Origin of the sequence: Mycobacterium lehmannii (assembly GCF_002245535.1) — a bacterium.
GTDB classification, from domain to species: Bacteria; Actinomycetota; Actinomycetes; order Mycobacteriales; family Mycobacteriaceae; genus Mycobacterium; species Mycobacterium lehmannii.
The window spans coordinates 360,371-374,282 of record NZ_NKCN01000002.1 but is presented as its reverse complement, the minus strand read 5'-3'; the positions used below and the strand labels follow the sequence as shown (position 1 = coordinate 374,282).

The following is a 13,912-nucleotide window of genomic DNA, read 5'->3' as shown; positions in this document are numbered from 1 at the left end:
CATCGGGCGGTCATCATCGCCTGACCCCGTAGCCGGGACCTTGCCGACGCCGAACACACCCGGCTTGCGCTGTTCTGATGGACATCAAGTTTTCTTTTCGTCGGGCGGAGCGTCGCGGCTGCCGTCGAGGGCCTCTACGCCGGGGAGGAAGGGGTCGGGGATCACTAGTGCGTGGCTGACAACGATCGCGTCCACGTGGCAATCGATTGCGCACAACCGACAGGAATGACAGTCGTTGGGGTAGATGATCTTGGCTCGCCACTTGGTCGTGGCCCACGGTTCGTCGCCCTCCACCAGCCGGATCACCCCGGTTGGGCAGCTGTCGATGCAGACGTTGCACCCGTCGCACGTTGTTTCGTCGATGCTTTCGATCACTGAACCGCCGCCTCCTCACGGTAGCCTTGCGGCACGGTATATGGACTTGGATGGCGGCCGGGCGGGGCCTGCACCGGCCACGACTGGATCGGCAGGTCGCGTTCGCTGAACTGCAGATCGAATTCACCGCCGCTGCCCCGGCGCACGAGCAGCCACTTCAGCCACTCATCGTTGTCGGCGTAGGGGTAGTCGATACGAAACAGCTCCCCGCGACTTTCGGTGCGCCGCTTCATCGCCTCACAGGTGATGATCGCCAACGTCAGGTATGCGCGCACCTCATGCGCCTTCTTAAGTTCTTGATAGTCCGGCGCGAAAACGTAACGCAGTACCCGATCCCGGATCCGGTACAGCTCAGCGAGCGCTGAATCGATCCGTGCCTCCGACTTGAACAATGCGAATGCCGGATTGGCCGTCGCCTCGCCGATGGCTTTCCACACATCCACCGGCCGGACCTGCCGCAGCCGACGCATCGGCGCGAAATACTCAGCGAAGCTCTCCTGTGCCTGGTTCTCCCACACACTGCGCGCTACCGCGTGACCGCCGCGCGCCGCCGCCGCAGTGCCCGCCCGGTACCCCGCAACAGCCGAGAAGCTCGAGATCCCGCTGCCAGAAATTCCCGACATCAAATGCGGACACGCCGTGCCATACCCGGCCGCGTACAGGCCGGGCACTGTGGTGGCTCCGTCCAGGTCGATCGTGGGACCGCTGGTGCTGCTCGTGCCGAGCACGATGAACGGGGTCACCTCCAGCAGGTCAGTGGAGGGATCGACCTCAAACTCGGTAAAGGCGCGCCGCACCGTCGGAGACACTTCATACAGCACCTCTAGATCCGCCTGTGGTACGTGACGCAAGTCGAGATAGCACGGCCCTCGGCCCTCGACCATCTCGGTCATGATCGCGCGCGCGATGGTGAACAACCCGCCCTTATCGCCCCAGATCGGGTCATAGCGGTCCATGAAGTACTCGCCCGCCGCGTTGCAGAACTTGCCACCGATCCCCTGAATCTTGGCTTGACCCGGTGTGAAGAATGACCGATTGAAGTAACTCCAGGCAGCGAACTGGCCGAATTCCATGCCGGCGAACTCAGCACCCACTCGCCAGGCCGCCACATGACCTTCCCCGCTGCAATGGTCGGCGAACGCGTAATGCAGCTTGGGGTACCAAGGGCCGGTGTTGAGGATGACGCTGCCCGCCGTGAAGACATGACACTGGCCAGTGACAACATTTACCCCCACCGCACCACACACCGCACCAGCGGTGGGCCGACACCCGTCGGTGGTCAGCAGATCAATCACATCGACCCGCTCGAACAGTCGCACCCCCGCCGCTTTCATCCTCTCCTTGAGGATCTCCATACACACGCGACCATCCACACCCAGCGTCGTGCCAAGGTTGTGGCCGCGGACCGTCACATACTTCAGCGACCCATCCTCATGAGTGGAATAGGGCACACCCCACTCGATCTGCTCGTTAACCCTGTCATAGGCCTCGGCTATGTACTGCTGCACCCAATCCTGATCGGCCAAATAATTGCTGCCCACCACGAACTCGCGCGCCCACTCCGTCATCTCCTCACCCTGCACCCGGTGATCAGGGGCGTATTGGCTGTGGACATACGTCATCGGCCCTGCCCGAGACACCACCGCTTTCTCCACCAGAATTACCGACGACCCCAACTCCGCGGCCCGTAGCGCTGCCCGCACTCCGCCAATTCCCCCACCCACTACCAAGACGTCGCATTCTTGGACTGACACATCCAGGTCACTGCCCAAAACGCCAGTCACGCCTTCACCAACATCTCGATCAAATCCGTCTCGGTTGTTTCGGTGGTCATATGGTCGGGCCCTTTCTGGAATTGGCGATATCCACGCGGAGGTGGTGAGGGGAGCTGGCTCTACAGGAATACCGACAGGTTGTCGATGGGCAACGTCGAGTGGTCGAGCAACACCTCACGCCGAGCCAGCCGCAGCGAATCGTCGGACCGGCGCAACACGTCGACGCGTTCGGCCGAGAGCAACTCCCAGCGGCCGCTATCTCCGCGGCTGCGAAAGAACAACAGGTTCGAGCGCACGGTCAACCCATCAGTCCCCGGTCCGGCAGTCGTGCGGATGTTGGACACGAAGTGCCGGGTCCGCGACCGAGGCGACTCGGCCCACGAGAAGTCCGTTTCGCTGCGCAGGACCCGCATCTCCAAGCCCGTGTAGTCGTCGTTCCAGTGCGCGATCGCGCCGACCCAACCCGCGGAGTCCTCCCTCGTGGTACGCACCGGAACCACATACCGGATGTCGGGGTCGAGCAGACCCAACCATTCCCGGAACTGCCCCCCATCGAGTAGCTCCGCCTCCCGGAACATGAACGCCTCGACAGCCTCACGGGTATCCCGATCAACCCCGACCGCGTTCATCACACCGAACTCCTCGATCAACCCGCCAACACTCGCTCTATTCTGCTGAACAGATGCGTCCTCCGCTGTAGAGAATGCTAGATACGTCACACCGGCCCGTCAAGACGCCATCTCCGAATCAAGCGAGACCAAAACGGCTCCCACAGCAAGCCCACAGAACCAGCCCCACGGCACACGTGGCGGCTTTAGCCGATGCGCGATACCAGGGCGCCGGACGCGTCACCTCATTTAGACGAGATCACGCTAAGTGCTTACGAATCAGGCATTTACGACGCGTTCGACAGGCTGCGGCAGGCCAAGCAAGATCGCGACTGGGACGTGTTGATCTCGTTGACCGACTTGACTTTGCGCCGGGACCGCCCAGCCGGTCTAGCCGAGGCCTGTGGCGATGTCGTCGTGCTGTCGGTGCCTTGCTGGGAGCATTCGGCCGCGGGGCTCTAGAACAGAAAAGGCTCGCGGCGGTCGTCGCCGCTATTGTCCGCGGCGAAGCCGACAAACCCTCCGGTTGCGGACGTTAGCCGGCTCCACTCCCCCGGGTCGGCAGGCGTTGACGATTGTCGGGCGTATGGGTTCGGACATCTCCGAGTGATCGCCGGCATGGTCCCTGGCAGCCCGCCCGTGGCGCTTGTGGTTTGTGACATGCTCGCCGCGGCACGGCGGCGAAAATGCTTGTTACGCCGCACATCTGGGTGCTCGGCGACGCGTTGGGTCGGGTGCGACCTGCTATCCTGACGGTGCCCTCGATCACAATCGTGACTGGCTGACCCGTCATCGCTCACCAGTTCGGTGGGCGCGAGCAGGCGGCATTGATCCACCTAGCCACCGTCGCAGTGCTCGGCTTGGCAGTCCATCCCGAAGTTCAGCCGGTGCTGAGTGGGCTGGCGACGTTGGCTACAGACCTAGACGCTTAGGTGGCGGGGTGGTCGGCAGGTCGCCCTGGAGGTTATTCCCCGGCGTCGATGACGAGGCGGGGGCGCCGTTCGCCGCGGCAGGCGGCAGCCCGGCGGCTTCCCTTGATCGGTGGTAGCGCTCCGCAACTCCTGCCCAGCGTTCACCGTAGCGGTGGGCGGAGTCGACGACGGTCTGCGGTATGTGAACGAAGGGCGGCCGAGCAGCCCCGGCACGCCCATAGCCCGCAGTGTCGATTGCGATCTTCCACCAGGCGGACTGCATGGCTTGGAAGTCCTCCATAGTCAGGCCCAGCGTTCGAAATGGCGCCTGCATCTGGTCGGCGATGGTCGCGGCCTCTGTCCAGTCGCCACGCTGGCATGCATCGCGCAGCGAAAGCGCGGGCCAGGGGCCCATGCATACGTCGATGCTCCACGCTCCGGCAGCGCCGAACATCATTGCGGGGTACATCAACTGGTCCAAGACGAGGACCGACATCTTGTCCTTGACCGCTTTGATTGCGCCGATCACATTGAAGATGTCCATCGAGGTCTGCTTGAGCGCAACGATATTGCGAATCTGGGCCAGCTCCCTGAATGCACCGGGCGGCAATGTGATGCGGAACGCGTGCGGGTTCTGGTAGATCATAATCGCCAGCTCCGGAACGGCCTCGGCGAGGTCTTTGTAGTACTGGACCGCGTTCTCGGCCGTCTGCGGCAAATACATCGGCGGTCCGCTCATGATCCCGTCCGCCCCGAGGTCGGCGATGACGCGGGCGCGTCGGATCGAGTCGCGCGTGTTGAGCGTACTGGCGCCAACGAACACCGGAACTCGGGCGTTCACCGTCTCCACGACCGTGGTGATGAGCGTGCGGTATTCGTCGTCGGAAAGGGTGTGCGACTCCCCGGCGCTGCCGGTCGTAACGATGCCGTCGACACCATCACGAACCAGTCGATCAACCAGAGACGCCAGCGCATCGGTGTCGATCGTGTCGACCGCGTTGACATCGGCGGCGTCCGGCGTCGAGCAGGCCGGCACGAATCCCCACAGCCCTTTCATGTCACTGGGAACGAGTTCGCTGGTACGTGTTGTCATGAGCCGTGTCCAATCTGGTTTGAGGATCTTCGGAATGGCTTTTTTTGGCGGTATGGTCGCGCGGGACCGCCCAGGGTGGGACTTGAGTCAATGGTCGGTGATGCATACCCGTTCGTGGAATCCCGCCCCTCGGGCGAAGTCAACTTAGGCGCCGCGATCCGTGCTAGTAGTCGATGTCTAAGCCGCTCTCGAGTTCTGCGAGCCGATCCTGGGCTTTTCCGATCGACATCATTTTCATCATGTTGCCGACGGCTTTCATCTGCCCGGTCATGGCCGCAGTCTGGCCGTTGAGGGCACCCCGAGACAGCTCGACGTTCGTTTCGTAGCTGAGCTCGGCATCCACGTCGGGCGTGCGCGGTGGCGACCCGATACCGACGATGAGCGACCCGTCAGAGAAATGCATGTAGTAGTCATCGTTGGCCGGGCTCTGCGACACAGATACGCGGAGCAGCACGTCATGTCCCTTCGCTGCAATGCGGAACTTCTCGTCGGCATTGGCAGCGTCGGTCACCGCAGTCGCCCAGTCGTCGGTCAGGAACTGGATCGCCATTTCACCTCCATATGATCGTTTTTCGTCGTCTCTTCTGTCGAGCCGTTCATGTTGTTGCGGCTTCGAGTGCTCCTGGTGGTGTTTGGGCGACCATTTGGTGGCCCCAAACACTGGGTCGGTCGTACTGGGCGACTGTCCAGGTTTCGTCATCGACAGTGGCCCCGTCCCAGCCGTACTCAAGGTCAAACCCGCTGGGTGTTCGGACGTAGAACGACACCATCCGATCGTTGACATGGCGCCCCAACGTCATGCTCAGCGGAATGTTGCGCGACATGCACAGGTCATAGGCCATCCCCACGTCATCAAAACTTTGCACCTCGACCATCACGTGGTGCAGTCCCCGCACACCCGGCATCGGAGTCAACGCGATGCTGTGATGGCGCGGGTTGCAGTGGTAGAACCACAGATCGATAAAGGTGTAAATCTCATCGCTCTTCTTAAACCCCAACACCCCCCGCAAAAACCGGTCGGCCTGCGCGAGGTCCGGCGTCGCCAGCACCACATGACCCAACCCCTGCGCACCGGTGACGAACCCCGACATCGCACGACCGGGCCGGAAGGAACCCGGCACCACCTTCTGACCGTAAAACAACTCATGACGCAACCCCGAAGGATCCGACAGCGTCAAAAAGCCCAACACACCGCGGGAGGCGCAGTCCTCCTCGGTCCCCACCTCAAACCCAATACCCTGCTGATCCAGCAACTCCCCGGCAGCCTCCAGCGCCTCCTCGCTGCCCACATCCCAACCCGCATACAACATCCGGTTGCGCTCCCCGTGATGCACAGCCAACCGGTGATCGACGTCATCAATCCGCAACAGAACCGACCCACTGGCCGACTCCACCGCCTCCATCCCCAAAACCTCCGGACCGAACTCCAACCACTCCTTCGCATCCGGAGACTCCACACCCACATAACCCAACGCCTTCACCAACATGTGCTGTCCTCGGGCGATTCAGTGGTTCGAGACGGTAAGTGACGCATAGCGCTGCTGGAGTGCGGCCCAGTTCTTGCCGGCCTCGCGCCCTCCAGTCAAGTAAGACTCCGGCACTTCGGTGTACGGCGGTCGGGTGGGCCCGGTGCGCATAAAGCCGGCCGCCTGGAATTGGGCGTTGTCGATCTGGATGCTGTATTTGAGGAATTCGGCGAAGTTGCCGCCCGGGTAGAGCGTCTCGAGAGCGGCCTCGAGTTCGTCGGTGAGCGTTTGGCAGTCGTCCCAGCGGCGGGCTCGGATTAAGTCGCGCAAGTGGGTTACCGGCGCAGGGCCGCAGGCCACATTGCCCGACCAGCAGGCGGTGACCTCCTCTGGGAATAGCCGGGCAAAGTAGTACCAGTCGGTCTCAAGCGGCAGTAGCCGCACACGACCGCCGACGGCGCGGAGGTCGGAGAGGAAGGCGGAGCCACTGAGCAGTCCGAGATGCTTGGCAGCGACAACCTGTGGTATCTGGCTAAGCGCCTCGTATGCCGGGGTCCCGATCTTTCCCTTGAAGGCGCCCGGGTTGTCGTAGACCACCAGTGCAAGGTTCGGCAATGCCTCGGCCACATCGCGATAGAAGCGCACAATTCCGGCGTCATCGAGGGGCAGCCACATCGGACGACCGACGAACAAACCGTCGGCGCCGAGCTCGCCGAGGCGACGACCTCGAGTGATCGTATCGCGGGTGTTTAGCGTCGTCGCTCCAGCGAAAACCGGGATTCTGCCCGCGACGGCATCGACCACGGTGGCGACGAAGCTTTGCAACTCGTCCCATGTCAGCGAGGCACATTCGCCGAAGGTGCCTGTGGTCATGAGCACGTCGACCCCGCCGCGGACCATCGAGTCGGCAAGCGTCGCCGCCTCGTCGAGGTCCACGGAGAATGTTGTGTCGGGCTGGTTGGCCGTCGGGATGGAGGGTGTAGGAATGATGCCGACGACCCCGGTGATGTCATCAACAGTCAACTTCGTGTCAGGCACAGGCATTACCTTTCCGGTGAAACGTCAGCGGGCTCGGAGGTTGGCGGGGACTGGGGGAAACGGGTGCGCCCCCAATGACAGCTCGGGCTCTTCGTAGTACAGATCGAGCGCCTTGAGTGTGGGGATGTCGTTGACCGAGAACAGCACGGCATCTTCCGTCGACCGGTTGACGAAGTGATGGGTGCTCCAGTTGGGCACCGCGAAACTGTCGTGGGGCCCCCAGTCAAGTTCCACGTCGTCGACGACCGTTGTCCCTTCGCCACGCACGACGAAGTACACGGCACTCGACGTGTGGCGATGGGCGTCGGTCCGCTGGCCGGGCCGCAGCAATTGCACCCAACAATCGAGCGTCGGCATGGTCGATCCGCCTGTGACGGGGTTGGCATACCGCAGGACGACGCCGTCGTAGGGACTGCCCGCAAGGCCCGCCATCCGCTGGAGCTGCCGCTCGACGTCGCGCCAGGGATAGCGGAATGGAAAGTTCGCCGTCTTGACCTGCTCCCACGCAGGGCGCAGCAGGCCCCCGCGGTCGGCGAGATGCTCTCCCGGCTCGTCGCGTTGAGGTTGGCGCTTCTCGCCGTAGGACTCATAGAAGGGCACATTGAGTCCGAGCACCAATCCGATATCGAGCACGTCGAGCCACACGACGTTCTCCGAAGTGGCGTTCTCGTGGTCGTGCCATGTCCAGCGAGGGGTTAAGACGAGGTCGTAGTCCTCCATTTGGCACGGCTCGCCGTCCACCACAGTAATCAGGCCGGGGCCGCCTTGAATAGCGAACCGCAGCGCTGCCATGGTATGGCGGTGCGCATAGGCGATCTCGCCGGGCTTGAGCATCTGCATGCCCATGTTCATGGTGTGCGTGGTCCCCCGGGCATCCGGATTGATGAACGAGAGATTGCGTCGCGCCGTCAAACTTTCGGGCATCACGTCGCACGACTTCAGAAGCTTCGCGTGAACATCGCCCCATCGCCACAGAAAGGGAACACCGGCGGGCTTGGGGCCGCCGACGACGCTTTCCAGCATTTCGTCGTATATCCACTGCCCACGTAAGTTGGCAGCCTCGAGCTCGACGTCGAATTCGCGCAGCTCTGAACTCTCGGCGGTGGACATTAGCTACCTTCTCTGGTTTGCAGAATGACACTCTGTCAATTAGAGATTATCGGCACCCGCCGGTCGCGTCAATAGCGCACGGGCCGCACTGAGCTGACCTCTTGGGTCAGTATCCCTAGAGGGGCGAAAGGTCGAGTTCTGCAGCACGCTAGACGAATTCGCCGACTCCGCCGCCATCCAGGTCATCGGGTGCCGTCTTTCGTGGTGGTCGCGGGTGCTCCCGGATGGACTTGCGAGCGTGTTCGTTGAGCTGCTCGCGCGCCGATCTGCGGAAAGACTATCTTTCTTCAGCCAGCACGTCGGCGGCCCCGCGCCGAGTCGCGCCAGCTCCGCTAGTCATCTCGGATCGGTGCACAACACAATGAGGACACTGTTGGCGCTGGGGAGCAACTCGAGATCGGGTGAGGCGAGATAACGGCAAGGTGTTGATCTTGAGGGCCGTTTTCCCCGCTGGTGAGACGTTGTCGAATTAAGATTGCGACATCGCAGCGAGCATCTTCGGTGGACGTACGGTGCCACGTCCGATGCGGCGGCGGGTGTGGCCGCGCTATGGTGATCGCGTCGCGGCGGTGTCGGGTGGGTTCGTCAACAATTCGAGCTTCCCCCGCACACTGTCGAGATCGCTGCCGGCCTGCAGGGCACGCCTGCACTCGATCAGTGCTCGAGGCCAGTTCACGACCGCAGCGCCGCTCAGTCGTTGCTCGCCATCGGGGTAGAGCGCTGTGAATCGATTGTCGGACGACCGATCTCCGACGACGAGTGGCTCACTGAGGTGAGTTGTTTGACCGCAAAACTGGATCTTCCAGTCGTACTGGTCGCTCCAGACGTACTCGACGGGCTCGTAGCAGCGCAGATCATCGGGGTGCGAGATATTGTGCGCGACGCAAGAGGCCTGGTCGACCGCGTTTGTCCAGTGTTCGATGCGCATCATCACCCCGCGGGCGCGATGAAACCAACGCGACACGTCGCCGACTGCGTAGACGTTCTCTGACGTGACGGCACGACAGAACTCGTCGCAGACCAGGCCATCATCGACGACCAGTCCCGACGACATCAGCCAGCCGTCGTTCGGAACGGCGCCGATGCCCACCACCACTGTGTCGGCTTCAACGACGGTCCCGTCCGTGAGGCGGACCTCAAAGTTGCCGCGCTCCCCCGCAATATTCTCGACACCGACGCCGAATCGCGTGTGCACTCCGTGGTCTCGATGCAAATCGACGAACCACCCGCCGATCTCTTCGGTGAGCACTCGGCTCATCGGCACCGGCACCGGGTCGATAACCGTCACGTGCCGCCCCAGTGAACGCGCGGTTGATGCGACCTCAGCCCCGATAAATCCTGCCCCGATCACCACGAGGCGGGCACCGGCGACGAGGTCGGCTCTTAGCCGCAGACAGTCCTCTAGGGTGCGGAGCACATGAACGCCCGGTCCCTGGCCCCACGGGGATGGTCGCGCGCTCGCTCCGGTGGCCACCACCAGGTGGTCGTAGTGCAGGGGCTCATCATCGGCGAACTCCACCTGACACGCTGCGACATCCACTCCGATCGCGCGGCGGCCGAGGCGCAGCTCGATGGCGTCGGCGGCGGCAGCCTCTCTGGTGAGTAACGTCGCAGCGGCGATGTCACTCGTACCCGCAAGCAACGCTTTGGATAGTGGCGGCTTGTCGTAGGGCAGTGTAGTTTCCTCGCCCACGAGGACGACGTCGCCGTCGTAGCCTTGCGATCGCAGCGCCTGGGCCGTGCGGACCCCGCCGACAGAACTGCCGACGATGACGACCCGTGACGTCATTCGTCTACGACTTCCAACGCTGCCACCGGACAGCTGCGCGCAGCCTCCTCGACCCGGGTCCTGTCCGCGGAAGGGACCTCCGTCTTCCGGACCAACACGAGTCCCCGATCGTCGATATCGAAATAGTCATCGGCGGCTACGACACAGTTCGCGTATCCCTGACATACGGCGTGGTTAGCCTTTATGACTCCGTCCATGTGCTTTCCTTCCCTGGGTTGGTCGGGTTCAATTGCGCTGGTGTGCAGGTCCGAGGCTGAAACCGCCGTCGGGGCGGATCGTTTCGCCGGTAAGCCCGCGGGAGCGGTGCGAAGCGAGAAAGACGTAACTCCACGCGTGGTCGTGACCCGATAGCGCCACGTTCAGCGGTGTGCGAGCTGCCAATTCGCGTGCCCGGTCGGGTGCAGCATCCAGACGGCGGGCGCCAAGGTCGAGGCTGTCGAGTCCGCGCAGGTCGGTGTTCAACGTTCCCCCTGGGGCGACACCGTTCACACGGATCCTCGGCGCGAGTTCGTGAGCCAGTGCGGTGACGAGGCCACGCACCGCGAACTTCGACGCCACATACAGCAGGCCGCCGCGTCCTGGATAAAATGATGAAGCGGACTCGGTGAGGATGATCGAGGCGCCGTCCTGGCCCATCAGTGCCGGCACTGCTGCCTTGACTGAGTGGATATGACTCAGGACGTTGATGCGAAACATCTCGTCGAAAGCCTGGTCGAGTCGCTCGGCGGGGATGTCCTGAATACGGCGGTAGAAATCGAAGATCCCCACGCAGTTCACCAATGTGTCGAGTCCGCCGAACGCGTCGGCAGCGACCTGCACAGCTTCGTCGTTGGCGGTGTGGGTGGTCGCATCGCCCTCGATTACTGGGATGTCGGGCAGCTGCTGGCGCAGCGCCGCGCACTTATCGCTGTCGTACTCGAGCACGGCGACCTGGGCATCCTCGTTCAGGAACGCGTCGACGGTGGCCCGACCGATACCCGAACCTGCTCCGACGATCAATGCGCGTTTGCCCGCCAGCCAGCCAGTCATACCTCGTCGCCCAGAATCAATGGAGCCCCTGCGTTCCCCACCATGGCCGCTAAGGTGGCCGGGTTCTGCCAGGTCAACGCCTCGATCTCCAAGGCATCCAGCGACACCCACTGCGCCGATTTTGGCGCCTGAATCAACAGCCGAGCTCCGTTGCGAGTGGTCACTCGGCGCACGACGACCTCTGCGAACTCGTTGGCGATGTTGAGTGCCTCGCCGGTCGCCCCGGCCAGCAGCGTCGACAGTTCCTCGCACGCCGATTGTGGTGGTGACTGCGCGCCCTCGCCGGGTCGATTCGAGCTCATAGGAATACCGCCAGATTCTGCATTCGAAGCACTGATTCATCGACGGCGATTGTGCGCCGGGCGAGTTTGAGGGCGTTGCCATCGCGACGTAGGAGATCCTCACGACCGCATGAAAGGAGCGTGGACTCATTGACGTCGCCGCGGCTGCGGAACAACAACTCAGCGCTGTCGACCGCGAGGTGGTTGGCGTCGTCGGTGAGGAATGTGCGCACGTTGGTGATGAAGTGACGCAGACGCGACGGCGGATCCTCAGTCCAGGCATGCTCGGTGGCGAATCGGGCAACGCGGCGACTGAGTGAGTATTTGTTCTCGTCGAAATGCGCCATTCCTGCTGAGCTATCGAATCCGGCGCCGGCGGCGGTGGTGATCCGCACCGGCATGTAATAGTGAATGTCCTCGGTAAGAACACCCAGCCACCTGTCGTAGTCTTGGGCATCGAGAAGGTACGCCTCGTTGACGAGGAAGCGATGCGCCTCCAGATGGCGAGAGTCGTCGAACGGCAAGGCTTCCCCCACACGTTGGGCGCGGGCGGCGTGCGCACCGAGTACCGATGGGGCCATCGGTCGACCAGTGCGCTGATCGTTGACGGTCACAGCATCACCGACGTCGGAGCCGACTCTGCGTCGATACCGGCGACGGCCCGGCCATTGGTCTGCACCATTGGCTCAATACCTTGCGGGTTGTCGGTGAGCACAGTAGCCGGGTCGACTCGCAGCGGCGGCATGTCGAGGTAGTCAGCCCAGAGCCTCAGTAATTGCCGTTGATTGTTCTCGTTGTAACCGAGCTGAGCGTATCCAGGCCCGTGGAACTGAGCGCTGCTTAGGGTGTCGACCACCCGGGCATCGTCTGCGAGCAGCCCCATCCGGCTGTTTAGCCGCAGTCGGCGGGCCATCGACCCCCCCGCGGTGTTGGTCAGCGAAACCCAGTTCTCGACATCGTCTTGTTCGAACATTCCCGTCGAGCCGAAACACATCAAATAAGCCTTGTATGAGGCCGCCTTAAACGCTTCCGGGGCATCAGAATCCACCGCAAACCAGGACAGCACCTCAGTCTCGTTCTCGCTGATGGGCTGCCATACCCGAATCGAAATGAACGGTAAGACGTGCTCGCCGTCCTCGACTTTCGGCCAGTTGTGCACGAAACTGATGTTCGGAAAGCACGTCGCCGCCGAGATCATGAACCCGTCGGCGCCCACGACCTGTCGCTGCTGCTCGGTCCAGGTAGCCTTGGCACGACTGATCATTTCCTCCGGGTAGCCGACATAGCTCATCCGGTCTTCGAAACTCCCCTCAGGCAGCTTGTATGTGGTTCCCCCACCTCTGCCCGCCCAATAGGTTGCGCCGTCTTTGCGCTTGTGAGCCTTCGGCTCTCGGAACAGGCCGATCTCGACCACCGACGTGTGCGTCTGCGGCGTGTGGTACATGTCCCCGGCGAAATTCTCAGCTGCGATCTTCCAGTTCGCTTTTACGCGCCAACGCTGAGGACCCTGCACCTCGAGACCGTTGGGGCCCTGCTTGGTGTAGAAATCGAGATAGAACCTGAAATCACCCAGGTAGTCTTCAAGCGATTCTGCGTCAGGATCCATCGACAGGAAGATCAACCCGTTGTAACTGGCCACACTCGGCGCTGGCAAGAGGGTCTGACCCGTCCTGTTGAACCCCGCGTCTCCTCCATAGGCCTCTTGGTGAAAAGGCAGTCCGATAATGCGGCCGTCGTTGCGGTACGACCACCCGTGGTACGGGCATCTGAAATTCGACGCGTTCCCCATCTCCGCCCGACAAATCTGCATACCGCGATGGAGGCACATATTGAACATCACGCGGACTTCGCCTGCAGAATCCCGAGCGACGATGAACGAGTCCTGTAGTACTTGCCTGACCACGTAGTCGCCCGGCTGCGGAATTTCGGACTCGTGCGCGACGAACAACCACGCCCGACTGAACAGCCGCTCCTTCTCGAGCGAGAAAATCTGCTCGTCGTTGTACACGTGCGCCGGAATCATGCCAGTGCGTACTGCCGCCAACACCTCACCGTGATCCTGCATCTTCAACTCCATGACTCAGCGACGGGACCCGATCCTTGACGAAGGCGCCTTCACTGTTATGTAGAACTCGACTCTGTCTAGCAGAGAGTATGCCGTCTATTTGCCGGTGGAGTCAACCGGCCTCGCTGACACGTCGAACTGCCGCGCAGCCCTCTTCGTTGCCTCCCATGAAACGCCCACTACGCGGCGTCCCCCGCGCGGGCAGTATGTCGCCGTACCGACGGGATTTGCGACGAGTCAGCGAGGGCCCGTAACGAAAACGACTGCGGCCCGGTACCGACGCGCAAGCGTGGGATGCCAGCAGCTGCCAACGGTACTGGCCGAGCAGATGTCGTTGGAGATCCTGCGCTACCCCCGGATTGGACTGGTCAT

Annotated in this window: 14 protein-coding genes; all 14 read right to left on the bottom strand. The window is 62.4% G+C overall.

The window, feature by feature from the left end; all coding sequences use genetic code 11:
• Positions 1 to 84: 84 nt before the first annotated feature.
• The 14 genes from CEX87_RS04275 to CEX87_RS04205 all read right to left on the bottom strand — a co-directional run bounded on the left by CEX87_RS04275 (position 85) and on the right by CEX87_RS04205 (position 13,540).
• Positions 85 to 375, bottom strand: coding sequence for a 4Fe-4S dicluster domain-containing protein (locus CEX87_RS04275; RefSeq protein WP_069417028.1), 291 nt, complete (start codon positions 373 to 375; stop codon positions 85 to 87).
• Complete coding sequence (locus CEX87_RS04270; RefSeq protein WP_233151286.1) at positions 372 to 2,099, bottom strand: FAD-binding protein; 1,728 nt, start codon at positions 2,097 to 2,099, stop codon at positions 372 to 374. Before CEX87_RS04270 ends, CEX87_RS04275 begins: the two co-directional genes overlap by 4 nt.
• Positions 2,100 to 2,269: 170 nt before the next feature.
• Positions 2,270 to 2,779, bottom strand: coding sequence for an aromatic-ring-hydroxylating dioxygenase subunit beta (locus CEX87_RS04265; RefSeq protein ID WP_094286222.1), 510 nt, complete (start codon positions 2,777 to 2,779; stop codon positions 2,270 to 2,272).
• Positions 2,780 to 3,670: 891 nt separating this feature from the next.
• Positions 3,671 to 4,726: a dihydrodipicolinate synthase family protein gene (locus CEX87_RS04255; RefSeq protein WP_233151269.1), complete on the bottom strand. Its 1,056-nt coding sequence runs from the start codon at positions 4,724 to 4,726 to the stop codon at positions 3,671 to 3,673.
• 199 nt (positions 4,727 to 4,925) lie between these two features.
• A complete protein-coding gene (locus CEX87_RS04250; protein ID WP_094286113.1) occupies positions 4,926 to 5,312 on the bottom strand; it encodes an SCP2 sterol-binding domain-containing protein in 387 nt (128 codons plus the stop codon).
• A 46-nt stretch (positions 5,313 to 5,358) separates the two neighbouring features.
• Entirely contained in the window at positions 5,359 to 6,249 is an 891-nt protein-coding gene (locus CEX87_RS04245) for a VOC family protein (RefSeq protein ID WP_094286111.1), read from the bottom strand.
• 18 nt (positions 6,250 to 6,267) lie between these two features.
• Positions 6,268 to 7,272, bottom strand: coding sequence for a dihydrodipicolinate synthase family protein (locus tag CEX87_RS04240; RefSeq protein WP_233151268.1), 1,005 nt, complete (start codon positions 7,270 to 7,272; stop codon positions 6,268 to 6,270).
• 18 nt (positions 7,273 to 7,290) lie between these two features.
• Positions 7,291 to 8,376: a cupin domain-containing protein gene (locus CEX87_RS04235; protein WP_094286109.1), complete on the bottom strand. Its 1,086-nt coding sequence runs from the start codon at positions 8,374 to 8,376 to the stop codon at positions 7,291 to 7,293.
• Between the two features lie 547 nt (positions 8,377 to 8,923).
• Positions 8,924 to 10,165 (bottom strand): NAD(P)/FAD-dependent oxidoreductase, encoded by a 1,242-nt coding sequence (locus CEX87_RS04230; RefSeq protein WP_094286107.1) that lies wholly within the window; start codon positions 10,163 to 10,165, stop codon positions 8,924 to 8,926.
• Positions 10,162 to 10,362, bottom strand: a complete 201-nt coding sequence (locus tag CEX87_RS04225; protein WP_094286105.1) for a ferredoxin — start codon at positions 10,360 to 10,362, stop codon at positions 10,162 to 10,164. Before CEX87_RS04225 ends, CEX87_RS04230 begins: the two co-directional genes overlap by 4 nt.
• 28 nt (positions 10,363 to 10,390) lie before the next feature.
• Positions 10,391 to 11,194: a 3-(cis-5,6-dihydroxycyclohexa-1,3-dien-1-yl)propanoate dehydrogenase gene (gene hcaB / locus CEX87_RS04220; RefSeq protein ID WP_094286103.1), complete on the bottom strand. Its 804-nt coding sequence runs from the start codon at positions 11,192 to 11,194 to the stop codon at positions 10,391 to 10,393.
• Positions 11,191 to 11,496, bottom strand: a complete 306-nt coding sequence (locus tag CEX87_RS04215; protein WP_094286101.1) for a hypothetical protein — start codon at positions 11,494 to 11,496, stop codon at positions 11,191 to 11,193. Before CEX87_RS04215 ends, hcaB begins: the two co-directional genes overlap by 4 nt.
• Entirely contained in the window at positions 11,493 to 12,089 is a 597-nt protein-coding gene (locus CEX87_RS04210) for a 3-phenylpropionate/cinnamic acid dioxygenase subunit beta (protein ID WP_094286099.1), read from the bottom strand. Before CEX87_RS04210 ends, CEX87_RS04215 begins: the two co-directional genes overlap by 4 nt.
• Positions 12,086 to 13,540, bottom strand: coding sequence for an aromatic ring-hydroxylating dioxygenase subunit alpha (locus CEX87_RS04205; protein ID WP_094286220.1), 1,455 nt, complete (start codon positions 13,538 to 13,540; stop codon positions 12,086 to 12,088). The genes CEX87_RS04210 and CEX87_RS04205 overlap by 4 nt, the downstream gene beginning before the upstream one ends.
• Positions 13,541 to 13,912 lie beyond the last annotated feature (372 nt).

Coding starts and splice junctions, on each gene's coding strand:
- CEX87_RS04265 (WP_094286222.1), bottom strand. CDS start 2,779: ATGAACGCGGTCGGGGTTGATCGGGATACCCGTGAGGCTGTCGAGGCG.
- CEX87_RS04255 (WP_233151269.1), bottom strand. CDS start 4,726: ATGAAAGGGCTGTGGGGATTCGTGCCGGCCTGCTCGACGCCGGACGCC.
- CEX87_RS04250 (WP_094286113.1), bottom strand. CDS start 5,312: ATGGCGATCCAGTTCCTGACCGACGACTGGGCGACTGCGGTGACCGAC.
- CEX87_RS04245 (WP_094286111.1), bottom strand. CDS start 6,249: ATGTTGGTGAAGGCGTTGGGTTATGTGGGTGTGGAGTCTCCGGATGCG.
- CEX87_RS04240 (WP_233151268.1), bottom strand. CDS start 7,272: ATGCCTGTGCCTGACACGAAGTTGACTGTTGATGACATCACCGGGGTC.
- CEX87_RS04235 (WP_094286109.1), bottom strand. CDS start 8,376: ATGTCCACCGCCGAGAGTTCAGAGCTGCGCGAATTCGACGTCGAGCTC.
- CEX87_RS04230 (WP_094286107.1), bottom strand. CDS start 10,165: ATGACGTCACGGGTCGTCATCGTCGGCAGTTCTGTCGGCGGGGTCCGC.
- CEX87_RS04225 (WP_094286105.1), bottom strand. CDS start 10,362: ATGGACGGAGTCATAAAGGCTAACCACGCCGTATGTCAGGGATACGCG.
- hcaB (WP_094286103.1), bottom strand. CDS start 11,194: ATGACTGGCTGGCTGGCGGGCAAACGCGCATTGATCGTCGGAGCAGGT.
- CEX87_RS04215 (WP_094286101.1), bottom strand. CDS start 11,496: ATGAGCTCGAATCGACCCGGCGAGGGCGCGCAGTCACCACCACAATCG.
- CEX87_RS04205 (WP_094286220.1), bottom strand. CDS start 13,540: ATGCAGGATCACGGTGAGGTGTTGGCGGCAGTACGCACTGGCATGATT.